Origin of the sequence: Cupriavidus cauae, from assembly GCF_026210475.1 — a bacterium.
In the GTDB taxonomy this organism is placed as follows: Bacteria; Pseudomonadota; Gammaproteobacteria; order Burkholderiales; family Burkholderiaceae; genus Cupriavidus; species Cupriavidus cauae.
This window is the reverse complement of sequence record NZ_CP080293.1, coordinates 2,172,469-2,197,709: the sequence shown is the minus strand read 5'-3', so window position 1 is coordinate 2,197,709 and position 25,241 is coordinate 2,172,469. Positions and strand designations below refer to the sequence as shown.

18 protein-coding genes are annotated in these 25,241 nt (G+C 67.6%); 9 read left to right on the top strand and 9 right to left on the bottom strand.

The annotated features are described in order from the left end of the window. Positions 1-208: 208 nt before the first annotated feature. The 5 genes from KZ686_RS09855 to KZ686_RS09835 all read left to right on the top strand — a co-directional run bounded on the left by KZ686_RS09855 (position 209) and on the right by KZ686_RS09835 (position 5,698). Positions 209-1,243 carry a quinone-dependent dihydroorotate dehydrogenase gene (locus KZ686_RS09855; RefSeq protein WP_150083090.1) on the top strand — a complete coding sequence of 345 codons (1,035 nt, stop codon included), beginning with the start codon at positions 209-211 and terminating at the stop codon, positions 1,241-1,243. 142 nt (positions 1,244-1,385) lie between these two features. After that, positions 1,386-2,444 carry an aldo/keto reductase gene (locus KZ686_RS09850; protein ID WP_265632321.1) on the top strand — a complete coding sequence of 353 codons (1,059 nt, stop codon included), beginning with the start codon at positions 1,386-1,388 and terminating at the stop codon, positions 2,442-2,444. Positions 2,445-2,834: 390 nt separating this feature from the next. Next, the gene (locus KZ686_RS09845) at positions 2,835-3,806 is read left to right on the top strand and encodes an ABC transporter substrate-binding protein (RefSeq protein ID WP_149318902.1); all 972 of its coding nucleotides are present in this window, start codon (positions 2,835-2,837) and stop codon (positions 3,804-3,806) included. 199 nt (positions 3,807-4,005) lie between these two features. After that, complete coding sequence (locus KZ686_RS09840) at positions 4,006-4,902, top strand: ABC transporter permease (RefSeq protein ID WP_053821985.1); 897 nt, start codon at positions 4,006-4,008, stop codon at positions 4,900-4,902. Position 4,903: 1 nt separating this feature from the next. Beyond that, entirely contained in the window at positions 4,904-5,698 is a 795-nt protein-coding gene (locus KZ686_RS09835) for an ABC transporter ATP-binding protein (protein ID WP_149318903.1), read from the top strand. 126 nt (positions 5,699-5,824) lie between these two features. Here the strand turns inward: KZ686_RS09835 and KZ686_RS09830 are convergent, their stop codons facing one another. From KZ686_RS09830 to KZ686_RS09820, 3 genes are all read right to left on the bottom strand, one after another. Continuing rightward, positions 5,825-6,061: a hypothetical protein gene (locus KZ686_RS09830; RefSeq protein ID WP_226107047.1), complete on the bottom strand. Its 237-nt coding sequence runs from the start codon at positions 6,059-6,061 to the stop codon at positions 5,825-5,827. A 101-nt stretch (positions 6,062-6,162) separates the two neighbouring features. Beyond that, positions 6,163-7,575, bottom strand: coding sequence for a LutB/LldF family L-lactate oxidation iron-sulfur protein (locus tag KZ686_RS09825; RefSeq protein ID WP_265632320.1), 1,413 nt, complete (start codon positions 7,573-7,575; stop codon positions 6,163-6,165). Between the two features lie 50 nt (positions 7,576-7,625). Further along, entirely contained in the window at positions 7,626-8,351 is a 726-nt protein-coding gene (locus KZ686_RS09820; protein WP_150083096.1) for a (Fe-S)-binding protein, read from the bottom strand. 250 nt (positions 8,352-8,601) lie between these two features. Between KZ686_RS09820 and KZ686_RS09815 the strand changes: the two genes are divergently transcribed. Both KZ686_RS09815 and KZ686_RS09810 read left to right on the top strand, forming a co-directional pair. Then, positions 8,602-9,387, top strand: coding sequence for an IclR family transcriptional regulator (locus tag KZ686_RS09815; RefSeq protein ID WP_006578410.1), 786 nt, complete (start codon positions 8,602-8,604; stop codon positions 9,385-9,387). Between the two features lie 162 nt (positions 9,388-9,549). Next, complete coding sequence (locus KZ686_RS09810) at positions 9,550-10,962, top strand: FAD-binding oxidoreductase (protein WP_265632319.1); 1,413 nt, start codon at positions 9,550-9,552, stop codon at positions 10,960-10,962. Positions 10,963-11,104: 142 nt separating this feature from the next. On the opposite strand, the gene pbpG is transcribed toward KZ686_RS09810, so the two are convergent. The 3 genes from pbpG to KZ686_RS09795 all read right to left on the bottom strand — a co-directional run bounded on the left by pbpG (position 11,105) and on the right by KZ686_RS09795 (position 14,110). Beyond that, positions 11,105-12,340, bottom strand: coding sequence for a D-alanyl-D-alanine endopeptidase (gene pbpG / locus KZ686_RS09805; RefSeq protein ID WP_150083100.1), 1,236 nt, complete (start codon positions 12,338-12,340; stop codon positions 11,105-11,107). 402 nt (positions 12,341-12,742) lie between these two features. After that, positions 12,743-13,189, bottom strand: a complete 447-nt coding sequence (locus KZ686_RS09800) for an acyl-CoA thioesterase (protein ID WP_265632318.1) — start codon at positions 13,187-13,189, stop codon at positions 12,743-12,745. Between the two features lie 45 nt (positions 13,190-13,234). Continuing rightward, on the bottom strand, positions 13,235-14,110 hold the full coding sequence (locus KZ686_RS09795) for a DMT family transporter (protein ID WP_370639521.1): 876 nt from the start codon (positions 14,108-14,110) through the stop codon (positions 13,235-13,237). 578 nt (positions 14,111-14,688) lie between these two features. Here KZ686_RS09795 and KZ686_RS09790 point away from each other — a divergent pair. Continuing rightward, complete coding sequence (locus KZ686_RS09790) at positions 14,689-15,264, top strand: phasin family protein (protein WP_149318958.1); 576 nt, start codon at positions 14,689-14,691, stop codon at positions 15,262-15,264. Positions 15,265-15,631: 367 nt separating this feature from the next. Here KZ686_RS09790 and lpdA read toward each other — a convergent pair whose 3' ends face one another. The 3 genes from lpdA to aceE form a co-directional block, all read right to left on the bottom strand. Beyond that, on the bottom strand, positions 15,632-17,446 hold the full coding sequence (lpdA, locus tag KZ686_RS09785; RefSeq protein ID WP_265632316.1) for a dihydrolipoyl dehydrogenase: 1,815 nt from the start codon (positions 17,444-17,446) through the stop codon (positions 15,632-15,634). A gap of 24 nt (positions 17,447-17,470) precedes the next feature. After that, positions 17,471-19,204 (bottom strand): dihydrolipoyllysine-residue acetyltransferase, encoded by a 1,734-nt coding sequence (aceF, locus tag KZ686_RS09780; RefSeq protein WP_265632315.1) that lies wholly within the window; start codon positions 19,202-19,204, stop codon positions 17,471-17,473. A gap of 184 nt (positions 19,205-19,388) precedes the next feature. Continuing rightward, entirely contained in the window at positions 19,389-22,076 is a 2,688-nt protein-coding gene (aceE, locus tag KZ686_RS09775) for a pyruvate dehydrogenase (acetyl-transferring), homodimeric type (protein ID WP_149318912.1), read from the bottom strand. Between the two features lie 403 nt (positions 22,077-22,479). On the opposite strand from aceE, the gene KZ686_RS09770 reads away from it, so the two are divergent. Further along, positions 22,480-25,113, top strand: a complete 2,634-nt coding sequence (locus KZ686_RS09770) for a PAS domain S-box protein (RefSeq protein ID WP_226106548.1) — start codon at positions 22,480-22,482, stop codon at positions 25,111-25,113. Positions 25,114-25,241 lie beyond the last annotated feature (128 nt).

The following is a 25,241-nucleotide window of genomic DNA, read 5'->3' as shown; positions in this document are numbered from 1 at the left end:
CGCTTCACCGCTTCACGGCGTCACCACGGTATCTACCCCCGCGCCGGCCTCCCCGGCGCCCCAAGCGCCGCTGCCGTTACAATATCGCCCTGACCGCGCCGCCACCCGCCCGCGGTGCATCGCCGGACCCGCCCCGCCGCTCTCCGCCTGGTCGCCCGTGGCCGCCCGGTCTCCGATTCCCTGCCCCGACTCCCTGCCGATTTCCGCCGTGCTCAACGCGCTCTATCCCCTGTTTCGTCCCGCCCTGTTCTCGATGGACGCCGAGGACGCTCACCATCTGACCCTCGACAACCTGCGCCGCGCGCAACGCCTTGGACTGGCCGGCTGCCTCGGCAACCGCATCGAAGACGATCCGCGCACCGTGATGGGCGTGCGCTTCCCGAATCCGGTCGGACTCGCGGCGGGCCTGGACAAGGACGGCGCCTATATCGACGGCCTGGCCGCGTTCGGCTTCGGCTTTATCGAGGTCGGCACGGTGACGCCGCGCCCGCAGCCCGGCAATCCGCGCCCGCGCATGTTCCGGCTGCCGAAGGCCGAGGCGCTGATCAACCGGATGGGCTTCAACAACGGCGGCGTCGACGCCTTCGTCGCCAACGTCAACGCGTCGCGCTGGAAGGCCGAGGGCGGCGTGCTCGGGCTGAACATCGGCAAGAACGCCGATACGCCGATCGAGCGCGCGGTCGACGACTACCTGTATTGCCTGGAACGCGTCTATCCGCACGCGAGCTACGTCACCGTCAACATCTCGTCGCCGAACACCAAGAACCTGCGGCAACTGCAGGGCGCCAGCGAGCTGGACGGCCTGCTGTCGGCGCTGAAGACCGCGCAGCAGCGGCTGGCCGACCAGCATCGCCGCTACGTGCCGCTGGCGCTGAAGATCGCGCCGGACCTCGACGCCGACCAGATCGGCAATATCGGCGACGCGCTGGTGCGCCACCGGATCGACGGCGTGATCGCCACCAACACGACGATCTCGCGCGAGGCGGTCAAGGGCCTGCCGCATGCCGAGGAAGCCGGCGGCCTGTCGGGCCGGCCGGTGTTCGATGCATCCACCGCGGTGGTGCGCGCGCTGCGCGCGGTGGTCGGCGACGCGCTGCCGATCATCGGCGTCGGCGGCATCTTCGACGGCGCGCAGGCGCGCGCCAAGATCGACGCGGGCGCGCAGCTGGTGCAGCTCTACACCGGGCTGATCTACCGCGGCCCGGCGCTGGTCAAGGAATGCGCGGCCGCGCTGCGCGCTTGATACGGGCTGGACAGGCGCTCGATACGCGCTTGATGCGGGATCGACGCGCAACTCGATAAACGCTTGATGCGGGATGGATGTCGGATGGATCTCGGATGGATACACCGCTTCCTTTCCTCCCGCCCCATATAGAGGAACACGCATGGAAACGATCCGACTAGGCCAGAGCGATTTGCAGGTCTCGCGCATCTGCCTCGGCACGATGACCTTCGGCGAACAGAACACCGAGGCCGAAGGCCACCAGCAGCTGGACTATGCGCTGTCGCGCGGCATCAACTTCATCGACACCGCCGAGATGTACCCGGTCAAGCCGCGCGCCGAGACCTATGGCCGCACCGAGCAGATCGTCGGCAGCTGGCTCAAGCGCCAGCCGCGCGGCCGCATCGTGCTGGCCACCAAGGTCGCCGGCCCGGCGCGCATGCCGTGGATCCGCAACGGCGGCGACCTGACGCCGCAGAGCATCCGCGCCGCGGTCGACGAATCGCTCAAGCGCCTGCAGACCGACTACATCGACCTGTACCAGATCCACTGGCCGGCCCGCAACGCGCCGATCTTCGGCCAGAAGCAGTTCGACCCGTCGCGCGAGCGCGCCTGCACCAGCATCGCCGCGCAGCTCGATGCAATGGCCCAGCTGGTGCGCGCCGGCAAGATCCGCCATGTCGGCGTGTCGAACGAAACGCCGTGGGGCATCGCCGAATTCGTCAAGCAGGCCGAATTGCACGGGCTGCCGCGCATCGCCACCGTGCAGAACCCCTACAACCTGGTCAATCGCAGCTTCGAGCAGGGCCTGGACGAGGCCTGCTACCGCACCGGCGTCAGCCTGCTGATCTACAGCCCGCTCGCCTTCGGCCAGCTGACCGGCAAGTATCTGCGCGCGAACGCCTCCCAGCCGACCTTCGATCCGTCGGCGGCTGGCCGGCTGACGCGCTTCCCCGCGGACTGGAGCCCGCGCTACATGCGGCCCGAAACGCTGGCGGCCAGCGCCCGCTACGTCGAGCTGGCGCGCGCGCACGGCCTGTCGCCGGCCACGCTGGCGCTGGCCTGGTGCTACTCGCGCTGGTTCGCGCACAGCACCATCATCGGCGCGACCACGCTGGCGCAGCTGCAGGAGAACATCGACGCCTGGGGCGTGCAGCTGCCGGAAGAGGTGCTCGCCGGCATCGAGCGGATCCATGCCGAGATCCACAACCCGGCGCAATGACCGCGCAATGACCGCGCAATGACCGCGCATTGAAGGCGCATTGAAGGCGCATTGACGGCGCATTGACGGCGCATTGACGGCGCATTGACGGCGCATTGACGGCGCAGCAAGGACGCAACGAGGGCGCGGCAAGGGCGCGGCAAGGGCGCAATAACGGGCAACAACAGGGCAATGAATCCGCAGCGAAACCCGACCTCGGTGGGGGTCCCGCACCGCGCCGCAACAGGGCACCGCGGGCCGGGGAAATGGTATCCTCGCGGGCTTGACGCCGCCCCCGTTGGCGGTGCGCGAACCACGCGCGCCAGCCGGCGATCCACTGGAACCACCGAGGCAGAGGGGCGGCCGACCCAACCGAAACCCACAACCAAATATTCGAGGGGAGATTCGACCATGACCATGCTGAAAACTTCGACCAAGACCTTGCTCGCCGGCGCCGTCGCGCTGGCCCTGCTGCACGGCGGCGCGGTGAACGCGCAGACCGTCAAGGTGCTCTCGATCGTCGATCACCCCGCGCTGGACGCGATCCGCGACGGCGTGCGCGCCGAACTGAAGTCGGCCGGCTACGACGCCGACAAGAACCTGAAGTGGGAATACCAGAGCGCCCAGGGCAATACCGGCACCGCCGCGCAGATCGCCCGCAAGTTCGTCGGCGACCAGCCCAACGCGATCGTCGCCATCGCGACGCCGGCCGCGCAGGCCGTGGTGGCCTCGACCAAGACCGTGCCGGTCGTCTACTCGGGCGTCACCGACCCGGTCGCGGCGCAACTGGTCAAGGGCTGGCAGGCCAGCGGCACCAATGTGACCGGCGTGTCCGACAAGCTGCCGCTGGACAAGCAGGTCGCGCTGATCAAGCGCGTGGTGCCCAAGGCCAAGACGGTCGGCATGGTCTACAACCCGGGCGAGGCCAACTCGGTCGTTGTCGTCAAGGAACTGAAGTCGCTGCTGGCCAAGGAAGGCCTGACGCTGAAGGAAGCCGCCGCGCCGCGTACCGTCGACATCGGTCCGGCCGCCAAGAGCCTGGTCGGCAAGGTCGACGTGATCTACACGAATACCGACAACAACGTGGTGTCGGCCTACGAGGCGCTGGTCAAGGTCGCCAATGAATCGAAGGTGCCGCTGGTGGCCGCCGATACCGACAGCGTCAAGCGCGGCGCGATCGCGGCGCTGGGCATCAACTACGGCGACCTGGGCGTGCAGACCGGCAAGATCGTCGTGCGCATCCTGAAGGGCGAGAAGCCGGGCGCGATCCCGTCCGAGACCAGCGACAAGCTGGAGCTGTTCGTCAACACGACGGCGGCCGAGAAGCAAGGCGTGACGCTGTCGCAGGACCTGATCAAGGAAGCCAAGCAGGTCATCAAGTAATGACGCAGTGACGACCCGCCGCCCGGCTGCCGGCATGCCGTGCAGCGGGCGCCGGGCCGGCGCCACGCCCTACCGGGCCGCGCGCCGACGCCGCTGGTTGCAGCCTGCGGCCCGCCCAGGCGCATGATCCGCCGGCGGCGTCCGCGCCAGTCAGCACGCCCGGCCACCGGCGGGCGCGCATACCGCAACAGGATTCACCATGTCCCTCTTCTCCCTTCTGGGCGCGCTGGAGATCGGCCTGATCTTCAGCCTGGTCGCCCTCGGGGTGCTGATCTCCTTCCGCATCCTCAATTTCCCCGATCTGACCGTCGATGGCAGCTTTCCGCTGGGCGGCGCCGTCGCGGCCACGCTGATCGCCATGGGCCAGGACCCGTTCCTCGCCACCGCGCTCGCCATCGTCGCCGGCGCGATCGCCGGCCTGATCACCGGCTGGCTCAATGTCCGGCTCAAGATCATGGATCTACTGGCCTCGATCCTGATGATGATCGCGCTGTACTCGATCAACCTGCGCATCATGGGCAGGCCCAATGTGCCGCTGATCACCGAGCCGACGATGTTCACGGTGCTGCAGCCGGAATGGCTGCCCGACTTCATGCTGCGCCCGCTGGTGCTGGTGGTCATCGTGATCGTGGCCAAGCTCGGCCTGGACTGGTTCTTCTCGTCGCAACTCGGGCTGGCGATGCGGGCGACCGGCGCCAATCCGCGCATGGCGCGCGCGCAGGGCATCGCCACCGGCCGCGCCACGCTGGCCGGCATGGCGCTGTCGAACGCGCTGGTCGCGCTGGCCGGCGCGCTGTTCGCGCAGACCCAGGGCGGCTCCGACATCTCGATGGGCATCGGCACCATCGTGATCGGCCTGGCCGCGGTGATCATCGGCGAGACCATCCTGCCGGCCCGCCGGCTGGTGCTGACGACGCTGGCCGTGGTGCTTGGCGCGATCCTGTACCGCTTCTTCATCGCGCTGGCGCTGAACAGCGATTTCATCGGCCTGAAGGCACAGGACCTGAACCTGGTCACCGCGCTGCTGGTGACGGTCGCGCTGGTGCTGCCGGCCACGCGCAAGAAGCTGTTCGGCCGCAAGGCGAATGGAGGCTGACATGCTGCGCGCACAAGACCTGAAGCTGACCTTCAACCCCGGCACGCCGATCGAGACGCGCGCGCTGCGCGGACTGAGCCTGGAGATTCCGTCGGGCCAGTTCGTCGCCGTGATCGGCTCGAACGGCGCCGGCAAGTCGACCTTCCTGAACGCCATCAGCGGCGACCAGATGGTGGACGCCGGCTCCATCACGATCGACGGCAACGACGTCACGCGCAAGCCCGCCTGGGACCGCGCGCCGCTGGTCGCCCGCGTGTTCCAGGACCCGATGGCGGGCACCTGCGAGGCGCTGACGATCGAGGAAAACATGGCGCTGGCGATGGCGCGCGGTTCGCGCCGGGGCTTCCGCCCTGCGCTGAACCGTTCGTCGCGCGAGCTGTTCCGCGAGAAGCTGCGGCTGCTGAACCTGGGGCTGGAAAACCGGCTGACCGACCGCATCGGCCTGCTGTCCGGCGGCCAGCGCCAGGCGGTCAGCCTGCTGATGGCGTCGCTGCAGCCCTCGCGCATCCTGCTGCTGGATGAGCACACCGCGGCGCTGGACCCGAAGACCGCGGCCTTCGTGCTCGAGCTGACGGCCCGCATCGTCGAGGAAAACAAGCTGACCACGATGATGGTGACCCACAGCATGCGGCAGGCGCTGGACTACGGCCAGCGCACCGTGATGCTGCACCAGGGCCAGGTGGTGCTCGACGTGTCGGGCGAGGAACGCAAGGGCCTCGACGTGCCGGACCTGCTGCGCATGTTCGAGCGCAGCCGGCACGAGCAGCTGGACGACGACGCGCTGCTGCTGAGCTGATTCGTCGCCTGCTTCGCCATGCAAGAACCCCGGCCTCGGCCGGGGTTTTTTGCTTGTTTGGGTTTCTGCCTGAGTTTCTGCCTGGGTTTCTGCGTAGCTGCTGCGTGGCTATGTGGGTGGGGTGGCTCAGGCGGTCGCCGCCTTCGCCAGCCATCGCCCCAGCTGGTCCGTCACCGCGGTGCTGGAGAACGAGCAGCTGTCCTGCGCGAATACCGCCGACATCTCGAGCCGGCGCAGCAGTTCCTCCATCGCCTGGCCGAACACCGGCGGCAGCGTCAGTGCCGGGGCCTGTTCACGCCAGGCGCGCACCAGGGCCTCGGCGGGCAACGCCCCGGCGCGATGGCGGTCCAGAGCTTCGCGCATGGCGCGCAGCGGCGCCTGATTCGCGTGATTGCTTGCGTGATCCGCCACGTGATGGCTCGGATCGGCCTGATTGCCCCGATGGGATGGTTTTGCCGGTTCGCTCATGCCTTCGCCCTCCTTTCCTTGTAGAGGTCGCGGAAGGTACGGCCGCTCGGTGCCGGCATGTCCCGCGTATCGGTCCAGCCCCGGCCGCCGAGCGGCAGCTTGCCGATCCGTCCGTCGTTGCGGCCCATGCGCGCCAGCAGGCCTGCCCCGAGCCGCGTCGCCAGCGCGTACAGGCCCGGCCGCTTGGCGACATAGCCCCAGGCGCGCAGCGCCCAGCGCTCCTGCCAGGGCCGCATGCCGCGCTCCATCTGCTTCTCGCGCAGCTTGCGCAGCAGGTCAGACAGCGGGATCGACGCCGGGCAGACGCGGTTGCACTCGCCGCACAGCGTGGCCGCCTGCGGCAGGTCGATGGCATTGCCCAGGCCCACATAGCTGGGCGTCAGCACGCTGCCCATCGGACCCGGATAGACCCAGCCATAGGCGTGGCCGCCGATCTTCTGGTAGACCGGGCAGTGGTTCATGCAGGCGCCGCAGCGAATGCAGCGCAGCATCTCCTGGAAGTCGCCGCCGATCAGGCCGGTGCGGCCGCCATCGACCAGCACGAAGTACATATGCTCCGGGCCATCCAGCTCGCCGGGCGCGCGCGGGCCGGTCAACAGCGAGAAATAGTTCGAGATCGCCTGCCCGGTGGCGGAACGCGGCAGCAGCCGCATCACGGTGGCCAGGTCCTCCAGCGTCGGCAGCACCTTCTCGATGCCGGTGACGGCCACGTGGACGCGCGGCATCACGGTACACATGCCCTCGTTGCCCTCGTTGGTCACCACCGCCACCGAGCCGGTTTCCGCGATCAGGAAGTTGCCGCCGGTCACGCCCATATCGGCCGACAGGAACTCCGGGCGCAGCACCTCGCGGGCTTCGCGGGTCATGTCGGGGATCTCGGTCAGCCGCGGCTTCTGGTGGACCCTGGCGAACAGATCGGCGATCTCGTCCTTGTCCTTGTGCACCACCGGCGCAATGATGTGCGATGGCGGCTCGGCGTCGTTGATCTGCAGGATGTATTCGCCCAGATCGGTCTCGATGCTCTGCACGCCCAGCTCGCCGAGCACCTCGTTGAGCCGCATCTCCTCGGTCACCATCGACTTGCTCTTGATGACCTTGCGCACGCCGTGGCGCTGCGCGATCTCGCCAACCAGCCGTGCCGCGTCGGCGGTCGTCTCGGCGAACAGTACCGTGGCGCCGCGGCGCGTGGCGTTCTCCTCGAAGGTCGCCAGCCAGACGTCGAGGTTGGCCAGTGCACGGTCGCGGCGCTCCTTCAGCGCCTCGCGCGTGGCGGCGAAGTCGATGTCCTCGATCGCCGCCGCGCGCGCGGTGACGAACTTGGTCGACAGCTTCTTCAGATTCTGCTGCAGGCGCTGGTCGGCCAGCTTCTGGCCGGCGCGCGCCTTGAATTCCATGCTGTGGACTTGCATGCGTGGGGGCCTCTTGCGGGATGCGCGTGGATCCGCGGTCGATGCGGGGTTCAGGCGTCGCCGGCCAGGACCTGGGCGATATGCAGCACGCGGGTGCGCGTATCGCCGGTCCGGCGCAGGCGGCCTTCGATATTGAGGATGCAGCCGAGGTCGCCGAGCACCACCGCGTCGGCGCCGCTGGCGGCGATATTGGCGCACTTCTCGTCGACGATCGCGGTCGAGATATCGCCGTACTTGACCGAGAAGGTACCGCCGAAACCGCAGCAGGCCTCGCAGTCCTTCATCTCGGTCAGCTGCACGCCGGGCAGCTTGCCCAGCAAGGCGCGCGGCTGCTGCTTGACGCCGAGCTCGCGCAGGCCGGAGCAGGAGTCGTGGTAGGTGATGTGGCCGGAGAAGTTGCTGTCGAGCTTGTCGACGCGCGCCACGTTGACCAGGAAATCGGTCAGTTCGTAGACCCGCGGGCGCAGGCGCTCGTAGCGGCCGTTCAGTTCGGGATCGTTGCGCAGCAGGTCGCCGTAGTGATGCAGGATCATGCCGCCGCAGGAGCCCGACGGCACCACCACGTAGTCGAACATCTCGAACTCGCGCAGGAATTTCTCGGCCAGGTCCCGCGAGGCGGCGCGCTCGCCGGAGTTGTAGGCCGGCTGGCCGCAGCAGGTCTGGGCCTCGGGGACCATGACCTCGTAGCCGGCCTTCTCGAGCAGCTTGAGCACCGAAAAGCCGATCTCAGGCCGCATCAGGTCCACCAGACAGGTGACGAACAGACCGACTCGCATGGTTTCCTTACCTTTTTCCAGACCCAAAACCCCCCAATTATGCGCTTTTGCGCCGCGGGTCCGCCACTGCGGCGAGCCGCGACGGTCGCTTTTTATCGCCCGCGGGGGCCCTTCAGAGACCTTCCGCTGCCCCAATTTGGGGCTTTCGACGTGCCGAATGCCCGACTATGACATTTCACGTATTGAAATTTTCACGATGCGAGATAGAATCAGGCAGTCGCTTAATATGCCGCATGGCAACAATTTCCCCATGGCTGAAGCAGAGAAGGAACCCGGCAAGACGTCGATCCAGGTGATCGAACGCATGATGACGCTGCTCGATGCGCTCGCGCGGCATGCCGATCCGGTCAGTCTGAAGGAACTCTCCCAGGCTACCGGGCTGCATCCCTCGACGGCGCACCGCATCCTCAACGACATGGTCGCGTGCCGCTTCGTCGACCGCTCCGATCCGGGCAGCTACCGGCTCGGCATGCGCCTGCTGGAGCTCGGCAATCTGGTCAAGGCCCGGCTCTCGGTCCGCGAGGCGGCGCTGGCGCCGATGCGCGCGCTGCACCGCGTCACCGGCCAGACCGTCAACCTGTCGGTGCGCCAGGGCGACGAGATCGTCTATATCGAACGCGCCTACAGCGAGCGCTCAGGCATGCAGGTGGTGCGCGCCATCGGCGGCCGCGCCCCGCTGCATCTGACCTCGGTCGGCAAGCTGTTCCTCGCCGCGGACGAGGTCGCGCGGGTGCGCAACTACGCCACGCGCACCGGCCTGGCGGGCCATACCCGCACCTCGATCACCGACCTGTCCAAGCTGGAGCGCGAACTGAACTGGGTCCGCACCAACGGCTATGCGCGCGACAACGAGGAGCTGGAGCTCGGCGTGCGCTGCATCGCGGCAGGCATCTACGACGACTCCCGCCGGCTGGTGGCGGGCCTGTCGCTGTCGGCGCCGGCGGATCGGCTGCAGGACAGCTGGCTGCAGAACCTGAAGGAAACGGCGTTGCAGATTTCGCGCGGCATGGGCTATACCGCCGATAGTGACGTGTAGCGACGGATAGCGACGGGTAGCGACATGCAGCGGCGCGCAGCCTCGCGCCGCCCCTGCCGCCGGCCGTGCCGCGGCCCGTGCCGCCGCCCCTCATGCCACGCCCCGGAGCGCGATTCCGCGCGCTCCGCCCCTTCCCGATATCGACAGACAGCACACGACGAGATGCAAGACTCCGGTTTTCTGCCGCGCCTGCTCGAGGCGCTGGGACCCGATGTGGTGACCACCGATGCGCAGGCGATTGCGCCCTGGCTGAGCGACTGGCGCGGGATCTACCGGGGCGATGCCCAGGCCGTGGTGCGGCCCCGGAATACCGACGAAGTCGCGCGCTGCCTGGCGCTGTGCCAGCAGTGGCGCGTGCCGGTGGTGCCGCGCGGCGGCAATACCGGCCTGTGCGGCGGCGCGACGCCCGACGATCGCCCCGCCAACGTGGTGCTGAGCCTGGACCGGATGAACGCGATCCGCTCGGTCGATACCATCGCCAACACGATGGTGGCCGAGGCCGGCTGCATCCTCGGCAATCTGCGCCGCGCCGCCCACGACGCCGACCGCCAGCTGCCGCTGTCGCTGGCCGCCGAGGACTCGTGCCAGATCGGCGGCAACCTCGCGACCAATGCCGGCGGCGTCAACGTGGTGCGCTACGGCATGGCGCGCGAGCTGGTGCTGGGGCTGGAAGCGGTGTTGCCCGACGGCGAGGTCTTCCACGGACTGCGCACGCTTCGCAAGGACAACACCGGCTACGACCTGAAGCAGCTGCTGATCGGGTCCGAAGGCACGCTGGGCGTGATCACCGCCGTGGCGCTGCGGCTGCTGCCGCGCACCGATCAGCGCGCCGTGGTGCTGGCCGCGGTGGAATCGCCGCAGCAGGCGCTGCAGCTGTTTTCGCTGCTGTATTCGCGCTGCGGCGCGCGGCTGCAGGCATTCGAATTCTTCACCGGACCCTGCCTCGACCTGGTGCTGACGCATGCCGAGGGCGTGCAGGCACCGTTCGCCGACCGCCATCCCGCCTATGTGCTGGTCGAACTGGCCGACACCACCGACGAGGCGGGGCTCAACTCGTTGCTGGAAGCGACGATCGGCGACGCGCTGGAACAAGGGCTGTGCCTGGACGCCGCGGTGTCGGCCTCGCTGAGCCAGGTCGAGGCGATGTGGAAGCTGCGCGAGGAAATCTCCGAAGCGCAGCGCGCCGACGGCCCGCACCTGAAGCACGACATCTCCTTGCCGATCGAATCGATCCCGGTATTCATGGAGCGGATGGCGGCGCGGCTGCAGCAGCTGGACGCGGCGATCCGCCCCTTCGTGTTCGGCCACTTCGGCGACGGCAATCTGCACTACAACCTGTCGCGTCCCGCCGGCGCGCCCCAGGACTGGGCGACGACCCACGGCGAGGCCGTCACGGCCGAGGTACTGGACGAGGTCATGCGCCATGGCGGCAGCATCAGCGCGGAGCATGGCATCGGCCAGCTCAAGCGCGAGTATTTCCACCGCTACAAGGATCCGCTGGAACTGCGGCTGATGGTCGGCATCAAGCGGCTGCTCGATCCGGCGGGCATCATGAATCCGGGCAAGCTGCTCTGATCGGCTGACTGCTGCCAGGCCACGCAGCCGGCCAAGCGGCCGGCGGGCTCCAGAAACGACGACGCGCCCTCGAGGGGCGCGTCTTTCGTTGCGGGCTTCGTTGCGGGCTTTCGTTGCAGCAGGGGCTTGCCCGCGCTGCCGTTCAGATGCCGCGGGCCTGCTGCGACGTCAGCACATAGTGCGGCGAATTGGCCGGGCCTTGCGTCAGGTTCGGCGTGCTCGGGAAGCGGTTCGGCGCCGACGGCGGCGAATGCTCGAGCCAGTCGCGCACGCGGTTGGCGTCGGCGAAGCGGGTCAGGTTGCCGGACGAATCCAGGAACACCATCACCACGTCGCGGCCGCCGACACGCGCCTGCATCACCAGGCAGCGTCCGGCTTCGGAGATGAAGCCGGTCTTCTGCAGGCCGATGTCCCAGTTGCCGCCGCGCACCAGGCGATTGGTGCTGACGTAGTGCTGGGTGCGGCCGAGCACGTTGACCTCATGCTCGGTCTGCGTCGAGAACGCGCGGATGGTCGGATTGCGGTAGGCCGCCTTGACCAGCCGGGCCAGGTCCAGCGCCGACGAGACATTGCTGCTCGACAGGCCGCTCGAATCGACGAAGTGGGAGTCGTTCATGCCCAGCTCGCGCGCCTTGCGGTTCATCGCCTGCACGAAAGCCGGCAGGCCGCCCGGATAGTGGCGGCCAAGGGCGGAGGCGGCACGGTTTTCGGACGACATCAGCGCCAGCAGCAGCAACTCCTGCCGGGTCAGCTGCGTCCCGAAGCGCAGACGCGAGCTGCTGTGCTTCTCGGTGTCGCGATCTTCCTCGGTGATGGTCAGCACCTCATCCATCGGCAGGCGCGCGTCCATCACCACCAGCGCGGTCATCAGCTTGGTGATCGAAGCGATCGGCAGCACCGCGGCCGCGTTCTTCTGGAACAGGACTTCGTTGGTGTTCTGGTCCATCACCAGCGCGACGCTGGAGCGCAGCGACAGCGCATCATCGGTATCGCGCAGTCCCAGCGCCTCGCCCAGCGACGGACGCGACGGCGGCGTGTAGGCGGCGCGCACGGGCGCGGCCTGACGCTGGACCAGAATGACCTTGCGCTTGCCATTCTTGGAGACGATGACCTTGCGGCTGCTGGTCTTGGCGACCGTCGAACCCTTCGACGAGCGGCTCGCCTTGGCCGACTTGGTCGACGATTTGGCGGACGATTTAGCCGAAGATTTTTGGACTTTGACGACCTTTTCGGTCTTTTTAGCGGATTTGGACGATTGACTCGCCGCCTCCGCCATGGGCGCGGCAATCAGCGCCGCCGACACCAGCATGGACGCCGCCACGGTGGGCAGAGGCAGGGTGCCGAGAAATCTCAGAAATGGGAGGTCGAACCGGGACATGATTCTCGGGCGCGCATCGGGAATGGCGCCAGTGTAGAAAAAAAAGAATTTGTTAGCAAGATTAATGACTTACACAGCGGACTTAAAGTTTCCATTACAGACATTTCCGTAATACGAAAAATAAGCCGCTTGCAGCACATGGAAATCTGCATGACGCGGCCTCCCGGCCCGGCAATCTTCCGCCCTGCGCACGCGCATGCCTCACTAACGTCAGATCTGGCGAGAAATTGAGGGGTCGGCGGGAGAGCGGCCGCGTCATCTGGATCAGCAACGCGCGAAACCGGGTTCCGGTTCACATCCGCACCGCAACATTCGCCGCGCGGCGCGCTCCCTGCCCCGCCCCCGATACCGGGCGCGAGGGACAGGCCGGCACGGCACCTGCGCGCGTTCACGTTCACGCTCCTACCGATCCGCGGCCGCCACCAGCAGCGGCTCCAGCGCCTTGCGCAGCGGCTCTGGCAAGGCCACCGGGCGGCGCGTCTGGCGATCGACATAGACATGCACGAAGTGCCCTTGCGCGGCGGCGCTGTCATCGCCCTCGCGAAACAGCCCCACCTCGTAGCGCACGCTGCTGTTGCCGAGCCGCGCGACGCGCAGACCCGCGACCACCGTTTCGGGAAAGCTCAGCGAGGCGAAGTAGTTGCACTGCGTCTCGATCACCAGTCCGATGGTGTCCCCTGCCTCGATGTCGAGCACGCCGCGCTCGATCAGGTAGCGATTCACCACGGTGTCGAAATAACTGTAGTAGACAACGTTGTTGACGTGGCCATAAACATCGTTGTCCATCCAGCGCGTCGTGATCGGCAGGAAGTGGCGATAGCAGTCGCGGGTCTGGGCTTGCGGCTTCATGGCAGGCGGTAACGGTAAGCGGAAGGAAGGTTGCGGACCGGCCGTTCAAGCGCGGCGGGACGGCGGCGCCGCGCCGCGCATCACCAGCGCGACGCCGGCCGCGGCGAGCGCCATGCCGGCGGCGGCCATCGGCGGAAAGCGTTCGTCGAACAGCAGCCAGGCCATCACGGCGGTGGTCGGCGGCGTCAGGTACATCAGGCTCGATACGCTGGTCGCGGCGCCGCGCCGGATCAGCACGAACAGCAGCGAGATCGCGCCGATCGACAGCGCCACGATCGACCAGGCCAGCGCGCCGATCATCTCGGCGTTCCAGTCGACCTCGCGCGTCTCGAACAGGAACATCCACGGCAGGCAGGCCAGCGCCGCCGCGGTGAACTGGATCAGCGACCCCATGCGCAGATCGAACACCGGGCAGCGATGCTTCTGATACAGCGTGCCGACGGTGATCGACAGCAAGGCGCCGACGGCGAGCAGCACGCTGAACGGGGTCGCCGCGCCGACCGACAGCTTGCCGGCCACCACCAGCCCCACGCCGACGATGCCGAGCAGCAGGCCGGCCCACTGCCAGCCGCGCAGACGCTCGCCGAGGCGCAGCGAAATCAGCGCCGTCAGCAGCGGCTGCATGCCGACGATCAACGCCGCCATGCCGGCCGGCATGCCCAGCTTGACCGCGGCCCAGACGCCGCCCAGGTAACCGGTCTGCAGCAGCAGCCCCGCCAGCGCAATGCGGCCGATCATGGCCCAGTCGACACGGCCGTCGCGCCGCGGCAGCGGCACGCGCGCCAGCGCGACGAACGGCACCATCAGCACCACCACGCCGGCAAAGCGCAGGAACAGGAAGGTCATCGGCTCGGCATGCGGCATGCCGTACTTGGCGACGATAAAGCCCGTGCTCCAGATCAGCACGAACAGCCAGGGCATCGACACCAGCCACACGTTGGCGCCGGCGGATGCGGTGCGGCCCGGGGTGGTTTCCACGGCCGGCCTCATGGGCGCCCCTGCATGCGTATGGCAACCACGAAGGGATCGGCAAAAGCGGGAATCGCGATGCTCGGACGGAGACGGGGGGCGGCGTGGCGGGACATCGGCAAGTTGGGTCGAGACGGGCGGGCCCGCGCGGCGGGTGGGCGCGCGGATGCTGCCTGCCCCGCAATGACGGAATGCGCGATGGTAGCACCGCCCTGTTCGTCACGTGTCCGGCGGCCCCTCAAGTGACCCAACGGTGGCAATGTGGCGAAGCCGCCAGGGGGTTTACCCGAGGCTGGTTGTGCGATGCACAAAAACCGCTTGACACACCAGACATGGTCCATACAATACGGAATTGTTGCGACGCACCATTACCCGAAAGACGGTTTCCGGACCGGCCGATCGGCCCCTGGAGCGGAACGCACAAAACCATTCACGCGCCTGGGCTGGCCACCGCAACTTCACGGCCTTGACATCTAGGCGACCTATTTTTGAGTTCGCTTGAACTCGACTTCATTCTGATGGAGACCAGCATGTCCTTTACCCCCGAACAAGTTGCCGCCGCCCACAAGGCCAATCTGGAAACCCTGTTCGGTTTGACCACCAAGGCCTTCGAAGGCATGGAAAAGCTGGTCGAACTGAACATGCAAGTCGTCAAGACCACCCTGGCCGAAAACGTCGAGCACGCCAAGCGCACGCTGACCGCCCGCGATGCCCAGGAACTGGTCGCGCTGCAGGTTTCGCTGATCCAGCCGGTCGCCGAAAAGGCCGTGGCCTACAGCCGCCACGTGTATGAAATCGCGGCCGATACGCAGTCGGAATTCACCCGCGTCGCCGAAGCCCAGCTGGCCGAAAGCTCGCGCAATGTGCAGAGCCTGGTCGACAACTTCGCCAAGAACGCACCCGCCGGTTCGGAATCGACCGTGGCGATCGTGAAGTCGGCCATCTCGGCCGCCAACAACGCCTACGAGTCGGTCCAGAAGGCCACCAAGCAAGCCGTGGAAATCGCCGAAAGCAATTTCCAGGCGGCCGCCACCGCCGCCACCAAGGCCGCCCAGCAGGCGAGCGCCACCGCCCGCACCGCTGGCAAGAAGACCACCGCAGCCTGATCGCGCTGGCTGGTGTTCCCTCGCGGGGCACCAGGCGTCCACGCTGACCTCCGAAGCCCGGCATTCGTGCCGGGCTTTTTTATTGGCTTCGGCACTATGGCCGGCTCGCCGGTCTGACGGGGCCGGAATTTTCGTGGTGGCGTGGTGCTCTGGTGCTCTGGTGCTCTGGTGCTCTGGTGCTCTGGTGCTCTGGTGCTCTGGTGCTCTGGTGCTCTGGTGCTCTGGTGCTCTGGTGGCCGACCGCCCTGCCAGCTCGGGGCGCAGCCCATCGATGGCCTTCCGGTAATTCTGGCGGTTAATTGCGTTATCAAATAGAACAAGGCCCGCCATCCCGGCGGGCCCTGTCTGTGCTGCTACAACCAGCCGTTCAGCGCTTGCGCGGCGGCGGGACGTCCGTGCAGACGCCCTCATAGATCTCCGCCGCCATGCCGATCGACTCACCGAGCGTCGGGTGCGGGTGGATGGTCTTGCCGATATCCACCGCGTCGGCGCCCATTTCGATCGCCAGGCACACTTCGCCGATCAGGTCGCCCGCGTGTGTGCCAACGATGCCGCCGCCGATGATGCGGTGGGTTTCCTCGTCGAACAGCAGCTTGGTGAAGCCCTCGTCGCGGCCGTTGGCGATCGCGCGGCCCGAAGCGGCCCACGGGAATACGCCCTTGCCGTACTTGATGCCCTGCGCCTTGCACTGTTCCTCGGTCAGGCCGGCCCAGGCCACTTCCGGATCGGTATAGGCCACCGACGGAATCTGCCTGGCATCGAAGTAGGCCTTCTCGCCGTGCGCGGCTTCCGCGGCAACGTGCGCCTCGTGCACGGCCTTGTGGGCCAGCATCGGTTGGCCGACGATGTCGCCGATCGCGAAGATGTGCGGCACGTTGGTGCGCATCTGGCTGTCGACCTCGATGAAGCCGCGGTCGGTCACCGCGACGCCGGCCTTCTCCGCGCCGATCCGCTTGCCGTTGGGCGCGCGGCCCACCGACACCAGCACCAGGTCGTAGCGCTGCGCTTCCGCCGGGGCCTGCTCGCCCTCGAACTTGACGTAGATGCCGTCCGGCTTCGCTTCGACGCCGACGGTCCTGGTCTTGAGCATCACCTTGTCGAAGCGATGCTTGTTCATCTTCTCCCAGACCTTGACCAGATCGCGGTCCGCACCCTGCATCAGGCCGTCGAGCATTTCGACGACGTCGATGCCGGCGCCCAGCGTGCTGTAGACCGTGGCCATTTCCAGCCCGATGATGCCGCCGCCGATCACCAGCATGCGCTTGGGAATCTCGCGCAGTTCCAGCGCGCCGGTCGAGTCGACGATGCGCGGATCTTCCGGGATGAACGGCAGTTTCACCGCCTGGCTGCCGGCCGCGATGATGGCCTTGTCGAAGCGGATCACCGTCTTCTTGCCGGTGGTGTCCTTGCCGTCGCCGCTGGTTTCCTCGACCTCGAGATGATGCGGGTCGAGGAAGGTACCGACGCCGCGCACGACCTGCACCTTGCGCGCCTTGGCCATGCCGGCCAGGCCGCCGGTCAGCTTGCCGACCACCGATTCCTTGTACTCGCGCAGGCCGTCCAGGTCGATCTTCGCGTCGCCGAACACGATGCCGTGCGCGGCCAGCGCCTTGGCCTCGTCGATGATCGCGGCGTTATGCAGCAGCGCCTTCGACGGGATGCAGCCGACATTCAGGCAAACCCCGCCGAGGCTGGCATAGCGCTCGACCAGCACGGTATTCATGCCGAGGTCGGCGCTGCGGAACGCCGCCGAATAGCCGCCGGGGCCGGCGCCCAGCACCAGCATCTCGCACTGGATGTCGGCGCCGCCGGCATGCGTTACCGCGGCCGGCGCCGGTGCCGATGCGGGTGCGGGAGCCGGCGATGCGGCCGGAGCCGGCGCGGGGGCCGGGCTGGCAGCCGCGGGAGCCGATGCCGATGCCGATGCCGGTGCAGGCGCCGCGGCCTGCGCCTCGACCGTGCAGATCACCGTGTCCTTGGCCACCTTGTCGCCGACCTTGACCTTGACCTCGACGACCTTGCCGGCCGCCGACGACGGCACGTCCATGCTGGCCTTGTCCGACTCCAGCACGATCAGCGACTGCTCCTGCTCGATCGTGTCGCCCGGCTTGACAAGGACCTCGATCACCTCTACCGCGTCGAAATCGCCGATGTCCGGCACCTTGACTTCGATCACACTCATGCTTTGCTCCTGTGGCCGGGCCGCTTACAGCAGAATGCGGCGGAAATCGGCCAGCAGCTGACCGAAGTAGGTATTGAAGCGGGCCGCCTCGGCGCCGTCGATCACGCGGTGGTCCCACGACAGCGACAGCGGCAGCGTCAGGCGCGGCACGAACTGCTTGCCGTCCCAGACCGGCTTCTGATACGACTTGCAGACGCCCATGATGGCCACTTCGGGCGCATTGATGATCGGCGTGAAGTAGGTACCGCCGAGGCCGCCGAGCGACGAGATCGAGAAGCAGCCGCCCTGCATCTGGTCGGGCTTGAGCTTGCCGTCGCGCGCGAGCTTGGCCAGTTCCGCCATTTCCTGCGCGATCTCGATCACGCCCTTCTTGTCGGCGTCCTTGATCACCGGCACGACCAGGCCGTTCGGCGTATCGGCGGCGAAGCCGATGTTGAAGTACTTCTTGAGAACGAGGTTGTCGCCGTCGAGCGAGGCGTTGAAGTTCGGGAACTTCTTCAGCGCGGCGACCGTGGCCTTGATCATGAAGGCCAGCATCGTCACCTTGACGCCCTGCTTCTCGTATTCCTTGTTCAGCTGCACGCGGAAGGCCTCGAGCTCGGTGATGTCGGCCTCGTCGTGATTCGTGACGTGGGGGATCATCACCCAGTTGCGATGCAGGTTCGCGCCGGAAATCTTCTTGATGCGCGACAGCGGCTTGCTTTCGATCTCGCCGTAGCGGGTGAAATCGACCTTCGGCCACGGCAGCAGGCCGAGCTCGCCGCCACCGGCGCCCGCGGCGGCCGCTTGCGCCGGGGCCGCGGCCTGGCCGGTCATCACGCCCTTGACGTAGCGCTGCACGTCCTCATGGGTGATGCGGCCCTTGGGACCGGAGCCGGGCACGCGCGACACGTCGACGCCCAGCTCGCGCGCGTACTTGCGCACCGACGGGCTGGCGTGCGCGGCCTTGCCGCTGACGCCTGCCGGCGCGGCCTGCGCAGCGGCCGGGGCCGGAGCGGCGGCGGCAGGAGCCGGCGCAGCGGCCGGTGCGGGGGTAGCGGCCGCCGCGGGAGCGGGCGCCGCGGCCGGTGCGGGGGTAGCGGCCGCCGCGGGAGCGGGCGCCGCGGCGGGCGCCGGGGCAGCAGCGGGCGAGGCCGCGGCAGCAGCGCCGCCACCGGCGCCTTCCAGAATCACGATCAGCGTGCCTTCGGACACGTTGTCGCCGACCTTGACCTTGACTTCCTTGACCACGCCGGCCGACGGCGACGGCACGTCCATGGTTGCCTTGTCCGATTCGAGCGTGATCAGCGAATCCTCGGCATTGACGCTGTCGCCGGGCTTCACGTGGACCTCGATGACGGGCACGCCGTCGTAGTCGCCGATGTCGGGTACCTTGACCTCGACGGTGCCGCCACCGGCAGCGGCCGGCGCGGAAGCCGGCGCAGCGGCGGGAGCCGGTGCCGGGGTCGCTGCAGCGGCAGGCGCCGGGGCCGGAGCCGCGGCGGCCGGAGCGGGAGCCGGCGCAGGAGCAGCGGCGCCCGCGGGTTCAAGCATCACCAGCACCGAGCCTTCGGCCACGTTGTCGCCGACCTTGACCTTGACTTCCTTGACCGTGCCGCCCTGCGGCGAGGGCACGTCCATCGTCGCCTTGTCCGATTCCAGCGTGACCAGCGCATCCTCGGCGTTGATCGTGTCGCCCGGCTTCACGTGGACTTCGATGACGGGAACGGCGTCGTAGTCGCCGATATCCGGCACCTTGATTTCAATCGCTTGACTCATTCAGTGTCTCCTGGACAGGACGGCGCGCGTGACAACAAGCAACAAGAGCGTCGAGATTACTTTGACGCACGTGCCTTGTCACGCCGCGGCGCCCCGGCCATTTACTGGACAACGCCCAGGCAAGGCCCGGGCGACCCGGGCGCGGCGTTGCCGTGCCCGGGGGTTCGCGGGAGTGACAGCCGGATCAGACCGTCATCGGGTTCGGCTTGTTCGGGTCGAGGTTGTACTTCTTGATGGCCTCGGCGACCTTGTCGCGCGGGATCGCACCCTCGTCGGCAAGCGCCTTCAGGGCGGCCAGCGTGACCCAGTGGCGGTCCACCTCGAAGAAGTGGCGCAGCTTCTCGCGGGTATCCGAGCGGCCGAAGCCGTCGGTGCCCAGCACCACGTAGCGGCGCGGCACGAACGGGCGGATCTGCTCGGCGAAGGCGCGCACGTAGTCGGTCGACGCGATCACCGGACCGCGCACCGACTTCAGGCACTGGGTCACGTGCGATTCGCGCGGCGTCTCGGTCGGATGCAGCAGGTTCCAGCGCTCGGCGGCCTGGCCTTCGCGGGCCAGCTCGGTGAAGCTCGGGCAGCTCCACAGGTCCGACTCGACGCCCCAGTCCTTCTTCAGCAGTTCGGCGGCGGCGATCACCTCGCGGAAGATCGTGCCCGAGCCGAGCAGCTGCACGCGCGGGGCGTTGCTGTTCTCGGCGCCCTTGCGGAAGGCGTACATGCCCTTGACGATGTCCTTTTCCACGCCAGCCGGCATTTCCGGATGCTCGTAGTTCTCGTTCATCACCGTCAGGTAGTAGTACACGTCCTCCTGCTCGGCGTACATGCGGCGCAGGCCGTCCTGCATGATCACCGCCAGTTCGTACTGGAAGGTCGGGTCGTACGAGATGCAGTTCGGGATCACCGCGTGGAACACGTGCGAGTGGCCGTCCTCGTGCTGCAGGCCTTCGCCGTTCAGCGTGGTCCGGCCCGAGGTGCCGCCCAGCAGGAAGCCGCGCGAACGCATGTCGGCGGCGGCCCAGCACAGATCGCCGATCCGCTGGATGCCGAACATCGAGTAGTAGATGTAGAACGGGATCATCTGCACGCCGTGCGTCGAGTACGACGTGGCGGCCGCGATCCAGTCGCACATCGCGCCGGCTTCGTTGATGCCTTCCTGCAGCACCTGGCCAGTCTGCGATTCCTTGTAGAACATCAGCTGGTCATGGTCTTCCGGCACGTACTTCTGGCCCTGCTGGTTCCAGATGCCGATCTGGCGGAACAGGCCTTCCATGCCGAAGGTGCGCGACTCGTCCGGAACGATGGGCACCACATGCTTGCCGATCTGCTTGTCCTTGAGCAGCGTGTTCAGGATCCGCACGAACGCCATCGTGGTCGAGACCTCGCGGCCCTCGCCGGTGGCCTTGAGCAGCGCCGAGAAGGCCGACAGGTCGGGCACCGGCAGCGGATCGGCCTTCTGGCGGCGCGTCGGCAGATAGCCGCCGAGCTCCATGCGGCGGGCGCGCATGTATTCGAGTTCCTTCGAGCCTTCCTCGAAGGTCAGGTACGGGACTTCTTCCAGCTTGTCGTCCGGCACCGGCAGATTGAACTGGTCGCGGAAGCGGCGGATCGCCTCGACCGGCATCTTCTTCTGCTGGTGCGTGATGTTCATCGCCTGGCCGGCATCGCCCATGCCATAGCCCTTGATGGTCTTGGCCAGGATCAGCGTCGGCTGGCCCTTGTGCTCGGTGGCGGCCTTGTAGGCGGCGTAGATCTTGTGCGGATCGTGGCCGCCGCGGTTCAGGCGCCAGATGTCGTCATCGGACCAGTCGGCCACCATCGCCTTGAGCTCGGGCGTGTTGAAGAAGTGCTCGCGCACGTAGGCGCCGTCCTTGGCCTTGAAGGTCTGGTACTCGCCGTCGACGCACTCCATCATGCGCTTCATCAGCAGGCCCTTGGTATCGCGCGCCAGCAGCGAATCCCAGCGGCTGCCCCAGACGACCTTGATCACGTTCCAGCCGGCGCCGCGGAATTCCGACTCCAGTTCCTGGATGATCTTGCCGTTGCCGCGCACCGGACCATCCAGGCGCTGCAGGTTGCAGTTGATGACGAAGACCAGGTTGTCCAGCTGCTCGCGGCCGGCCATGCCGATCGCGCCCAGCGATTCCGGCTCGTCGGTCTCGCCGTCGCCGAGGAAGGCCCAGACCTTGCGGCCCTCGGTGTTGACCAGGCCGCGGCTCTGCAGGTACTTCATGAAGCGGGCCTGGTAGATCGCCATGATCGGGCCCAGGCCCATCGACACGGTCGGGAACTGCCAGAAGTCCGGCATCAGCCACGGGTGCGGGTACGACGAGATGCCCTTGCCGTCGACTTCCTGGCGGAAGTTGTCGAGCTGCTCGGCGGTCAGCCGGCCCAGCAGGAAGGCGCGCGAATAGACGCCCGGAGCCGAGTGGCCCTGCACGAAGACCAGGTCGCCGCCGTGCTTGTCCGACGGCGCATGCCAGAAGTGGTTGTAGCCGACGTCGTACAGCGTGGCCGCCGACGCGTACGACGAGATGTGGCCGCCGACGTTGGTGTGCTTGTTGGCCCGCAGCACCATCGCCATCGCGTTCCAGCGCGAGTACGAACGGATGCGGTGCTCGATGTCCTGGTCGCCCGGGATGCGCGCCTGCTGCTCGACCGGGATCGTGTTGATGTACGGGGTTTCCGCGTGGAACGGCTGGGTGACGCCATTGACGCGGGCATATTCGATCTGCTTGTCGATCAGGAAGGCCGCGCGCTCGCTACCTTCCGCGCCGATCACGCCCTGCAGGGCCTCCAGCCATTCTTGGGTTTCCTGCGGGTCGGCGTCGTTGGCGCCGGCTGCGCCGAGGATCTGCTCTGGTACGGCTGACATGGATCGTCTCCTGTGGAATGCGTGCGCCAGCAACGGCCGCTTTCGTGGGTGGCTGGCCTGGCGCTGTCTGACGGGGGTGCGGAGCGAGGCGTGGATGGGCGGATGGGCTGGCCTGTCGCCGGCGTGTCGCTGACACCCGGACAAGGTCCGACCGCCTTCCTCCCGCATCGTTCGGTCGGCACCGATTCTATGGAAGGCGATTTCTCAGCACAAGCGAAATTTTCAAATTACGGTATCGTTTCTCATGATGCGAAATATTGCCGCAACGCACCACGAGGCCGCCAGCCGCGCCCCCACGCGGCCTGCGGGCAGACGGAGCGCGGCGCGTGCCGCATAGGCGCTTTCCCCAAGCGACGCACTGCAGCAATCGAGCTACACTGCCCGGTCAGTCGTCAATCCCATCATGCTGTCCATCCACCGCCTCGTCCGCCGGCTGCTGCCGGCCCTCCGCCTGCCGATGATTCCCCCCGCCGCCGATGCCTCCCGCGATGCCGGCGGCGCCGGGATCCCTGGCGGCGGCCCCGGCGCGATCGACCAGTTGAGCGCGCTGACGCCGCTGGACGCGCTCGAGGGGCTGGGCCCCGCCGACGAGGCCGCCGACGGCCGCTCCTTCACGGGCCCGCCGCGCGGCCTGTGGTGGCTGCGCTGGCGCAACCTGGTCGCGACCAGCTGGTTCATGTTCATCCCGCTGGTGGCGATCGTGCTGTTCTCCGGCGCGATGGGCGTGATCCTGTGGTCCCTGCACGAGACCGAGCGCCAGCAACAACGCGACGCGCTGTATCGCGACGCCGCCTGGGCGCAGCAACGCGTGCGGCTGTCGCTGCTGAGCAATCAGGATCAGCTCGCCTCGCTGGCGCGCGACATCGCCGCCGCGCAGCTCGACCAGCGCGCCTATCGCACCGCCGCGCAGGAGGTGCTGCGCGAGAACCCGGAAATCGTCTTCATCAACTGGCTCGACGCCACGCGGCGCGCGCGCTGGTCGCTGCCTTCCACGTCGGAATTCGCCGCGCGGCTGCGCGAGACGCCGGAGCAGCCGCTCGAGCCCGATGTGCTCGACACCTTCGACACCGCGCGCGAGACCCAGCGCGTGGTCTATTCGCGCCCGCTCGTCAACGAACGCGGCGACAGCTTCATGCTGATGCAGGTGCCGATCGTGCGCGACAACGAGTTCCTAGGCACGCTGGGCGCGCTCTATTCGATCAACGGCATCCTGACCCATCTGCTGCCGCCCGAGCTGACCGAGCGCTACCGCTTCTCGCTGATCGACAAGAACAACCAGCTGCGCGCCAGCACCTCGCTGCGGCCGGTGCCCGCCACCGCGCTGTCCTACGAGGTGCTGCTCGACCCGCCGGGCCATTCCCTGTCGCTGCGCGCCGATGCCTATCCGCCCGCGTCGAACCTGCCCAACAACATGCTGCTGTGGCTGGTGGTCGGGCTGTCGTGCTTCCTGCTGTGGAGCCTGTGGAGCATGTGGCGGCATACCAGCCGCCGCTCCGAGGCGCAGCGCGCGCTGCTGGCCGAGACCTCGTTCCGCCGCGCGATGGAAAACTCGATGCTGATCGGGCTGCGCGCGCTCGACCTGAACGGGCGCATCACCTATGTGAACCCGGCCTTCTGCCGCATGACCGGCTGGCAGGAGCACGAGCTGGTCGGGCGCGTGCCGCCCTTCCCCTACTGGCCGCCCAACGACCAGCAGGAGATGCAGCGACAGATCGATCTGACGCTGCAGGGCAAGTCGCCCACCGGCGGCTACGAGATGCGCGTGATGCGCCGCGACGGCACCAGCTTCTTCGCCCGCATGTATGTGTCGCCGCTGATCGACAGCCGCGGCCGCCATACCGGCTGGATGAGCTCGATGACGGATATCACCGAGCCCAAGCGCGCGCGCGAGGAACTGGCCGCGGCGCACGACCGCTTCACCACCGTGCTGGAAAGTCTGGATGCCGCGGTGTCGGTGCTCGCCACCGACAAGCCGGAGCTGCTGTTCGCCAACCGCTATTACCGGCAGCTGTTCGGCTGGGAGCCGGAGGGGCATCTGAAGCTCGCCGGCGGTGAGGTCGAGCAGGAACAGGTCACCAGCGACCATACCGATTTCGTCGACGCCTATGCCGGCCTGCCGGCCTCCGAGCTGATGCCGTATGCGTCCGACGCGCGCGAGATCTTCGTGCCGGACATGCAGAAGTGGTTCGAGGTGCGGCGCCGCTATATCCAGTGGGTCGACGGCCATCTGGCGCAGATGCAGATCGCCACCGACATCACGGTGCGCAAGGCGGCCGAGGAAATGGCCCGCCAGCACGAGGAACGCCTGCAGTTCACCAGCCGCCTGACCACCATGGGCGAGATGGCCTCGTCGCTGGCGCACGAACTGAACCAGCCGCTGGCGGCCATCAACAACTACTGCATGGGCGCGGTGGCGCGGCTGCGCTCTGGGCGCAGCACGCCAGAGGACCTGATGCCGATCCTGGAAAAGACCTCGGCCCAGGCGGTGCGCGCCGGCACGATCATCAGCCGCATCCGGGGCTTCGTCAAACGCAGCCAGCCGCAGCGGCGCGAGACCGCGCTGCACGATATCGTCGCCGACGCGGTGGGGCTGGCCGATATCGAGGCCACGCGCCGCCGCGTGACGATCCTGACCCGGCTGCCGCCTCCGCCGGTCACGCTCTATGTCGACCCGGTGCTGATCGAGCAGGTCCTCGTCAATCTGCTGAAGAACGCGGTCGAGGCGATGTCGGGCCTGCCGGCGATGCGCGCCGCGGGCGTGGTGCGGCTGCACGCCCGCATCGACCAGGGCGAGCTCGGCCAGACCGTCTGCATCGACGTGATCGACCAGGGTCCGGGCGTGGACGAGGCTACCAAGGAACGGCTGTTCGAGCCCTTCTTCAGCACCAAGTCCGACGGCATGGGCATGGGCCTGAATATCTGCCGCTCGATCATCGAGTCGCACCAGGGCCGGCTGTGGGTCGAAAACAATGCGGACGGCATCGGCTGTACGTTTAAAATCATGCTGCCGCTGGAGCCGGAGGTTGCCGATCAGTGAGCGCCCTCGATGAGGGCAGATCGGCAGGGCCGGATCGGCAAGACCATCGGAGAACCGGCCGCCCCGCTGCCCCCGCCGTGGCGGGTGTGCGGCGCAGGCGGCCGGAGTTACACTAGCCGAATCGCACA

Bases quoted from the DNA above. Each gene is read 5' to 3' on its own strand.
- KZ686_RS09850 (WP_265632321.1), top strand. From the start codon at position 1,386: ATGGAAACGATCCGACTAGGCCAGAGCGATTTGCAGGTCTCGCGCATC.
- KZ686_RS09845 (WP_149318902.1), top strand. From the start codon at position 2,835: ATGACCATGCTGAAAACTTCGACCAAGACCTTGCTCGCCGGCGCCGTC.
- KZ686_RS09840 (WP_053821985.1), top strand. From the start codon at position 4,006: ATGTCCCTCTTCTCCCTTCTGGGCGCGCTGGAGATCGGCCTGATCTTC.
- KZ686_RS09835 (WP_149318903.1), top strand. From the start codon at position 4,904: ATGCTGCGCGCACAAGACCTGAAGCTGACCTTCAACCCCGGCACGCCG.
- KZ686_RS09830 (WP_226107047.1), bottom strand. From the start codon at position 6,061: ATGCGCGAAGCTCTGGACCGCCATCGCGCCGGGGCGTTGCCCGCCGAG.
- KZ686_RS09825 (WP_265632320.1), bottom strand. From the start codon at position 7,575: ATGCAAGTCCACAGCATGGAATTCAAGGCGCGCGCCGGCCAGAAGCTG.
- KZ686_RS09820 (WP_150083096.1), bottom strand. From the start codon at position 8,351: ATGCGAGTCGGTCTGTTCGTCACCTGTCTGGTGGACCTGATGCGGCCT.
- KZ686_RS09815 (WP_006578410.1), top strand. From the start codon at position 8,602: ATGGCTGAAGCAGAGAAGGAACCCGGCAAGACGTCGATCCAGGTGATC.
- KZ686_RS09810 (WP_265632319.1), top strand. From the start codon at position 9,550: ATGCAAGACTCCGGTTTTCTGCCGCGCCTGCTCGAGGCGCTGGGACCC.
- pbpG (WP_150083100.1), bottom strand. From the start codon at position 12,340: ATGTCCCGGTTCGACCTCCCATTTCTGAGATTTCTCGGCACCCTGCCT.
- KZ686_RS09800 (WP_265632318.1), bottom strand. From the start codon at position 13,189: ATGAAGCCGCAAGCCCAGACCCGCGACTGCTATCGCCACTTCCTGCCG.
- KZ686_RS09795 (WP_370639521.1), bottom strand. From the start codon at position 14,110: ATGCCCTGGCTGTTCGTGCTGATCTGGAGCACGGGCTTTATCGTCGCC.
- KZ686_RS09790 (WP_149318958.1), top strand. From the start codon at position 14,689: ATGTCCTTTACCCCCGAACAAGTTGCCGCCGCCCACAAGGCCAATCTG.
- lpdA (WP_265632316.1), bottom strand. From the start codon at position 17,446: ATGAGTGTGATCGAAGTCAAGGTGCCGGACATCGGCGATTTCGACGCG.
- aceF (WP_265632315.1), bottom strand. From the start codon at position 19,204: ATGAGTCAAGCGATTGAAATCAAGGTGCCGGATATCGGCGACTACGAC.
- aceE (WP_149318912.1), bottom strand. From the start codon at position 22,076: ATGTCAGCCGTACCAGAGCAGATCCTCGGCGCAGCCGGCGCCAACGAC.
- KZ686_RS09770 (WP_226106548.1), top strand. From the start codon at position 22,480: ATGCTGTCCATCCACCGCCTCGTCCGCCGGCTGCTGCCGGCCCTCCGC.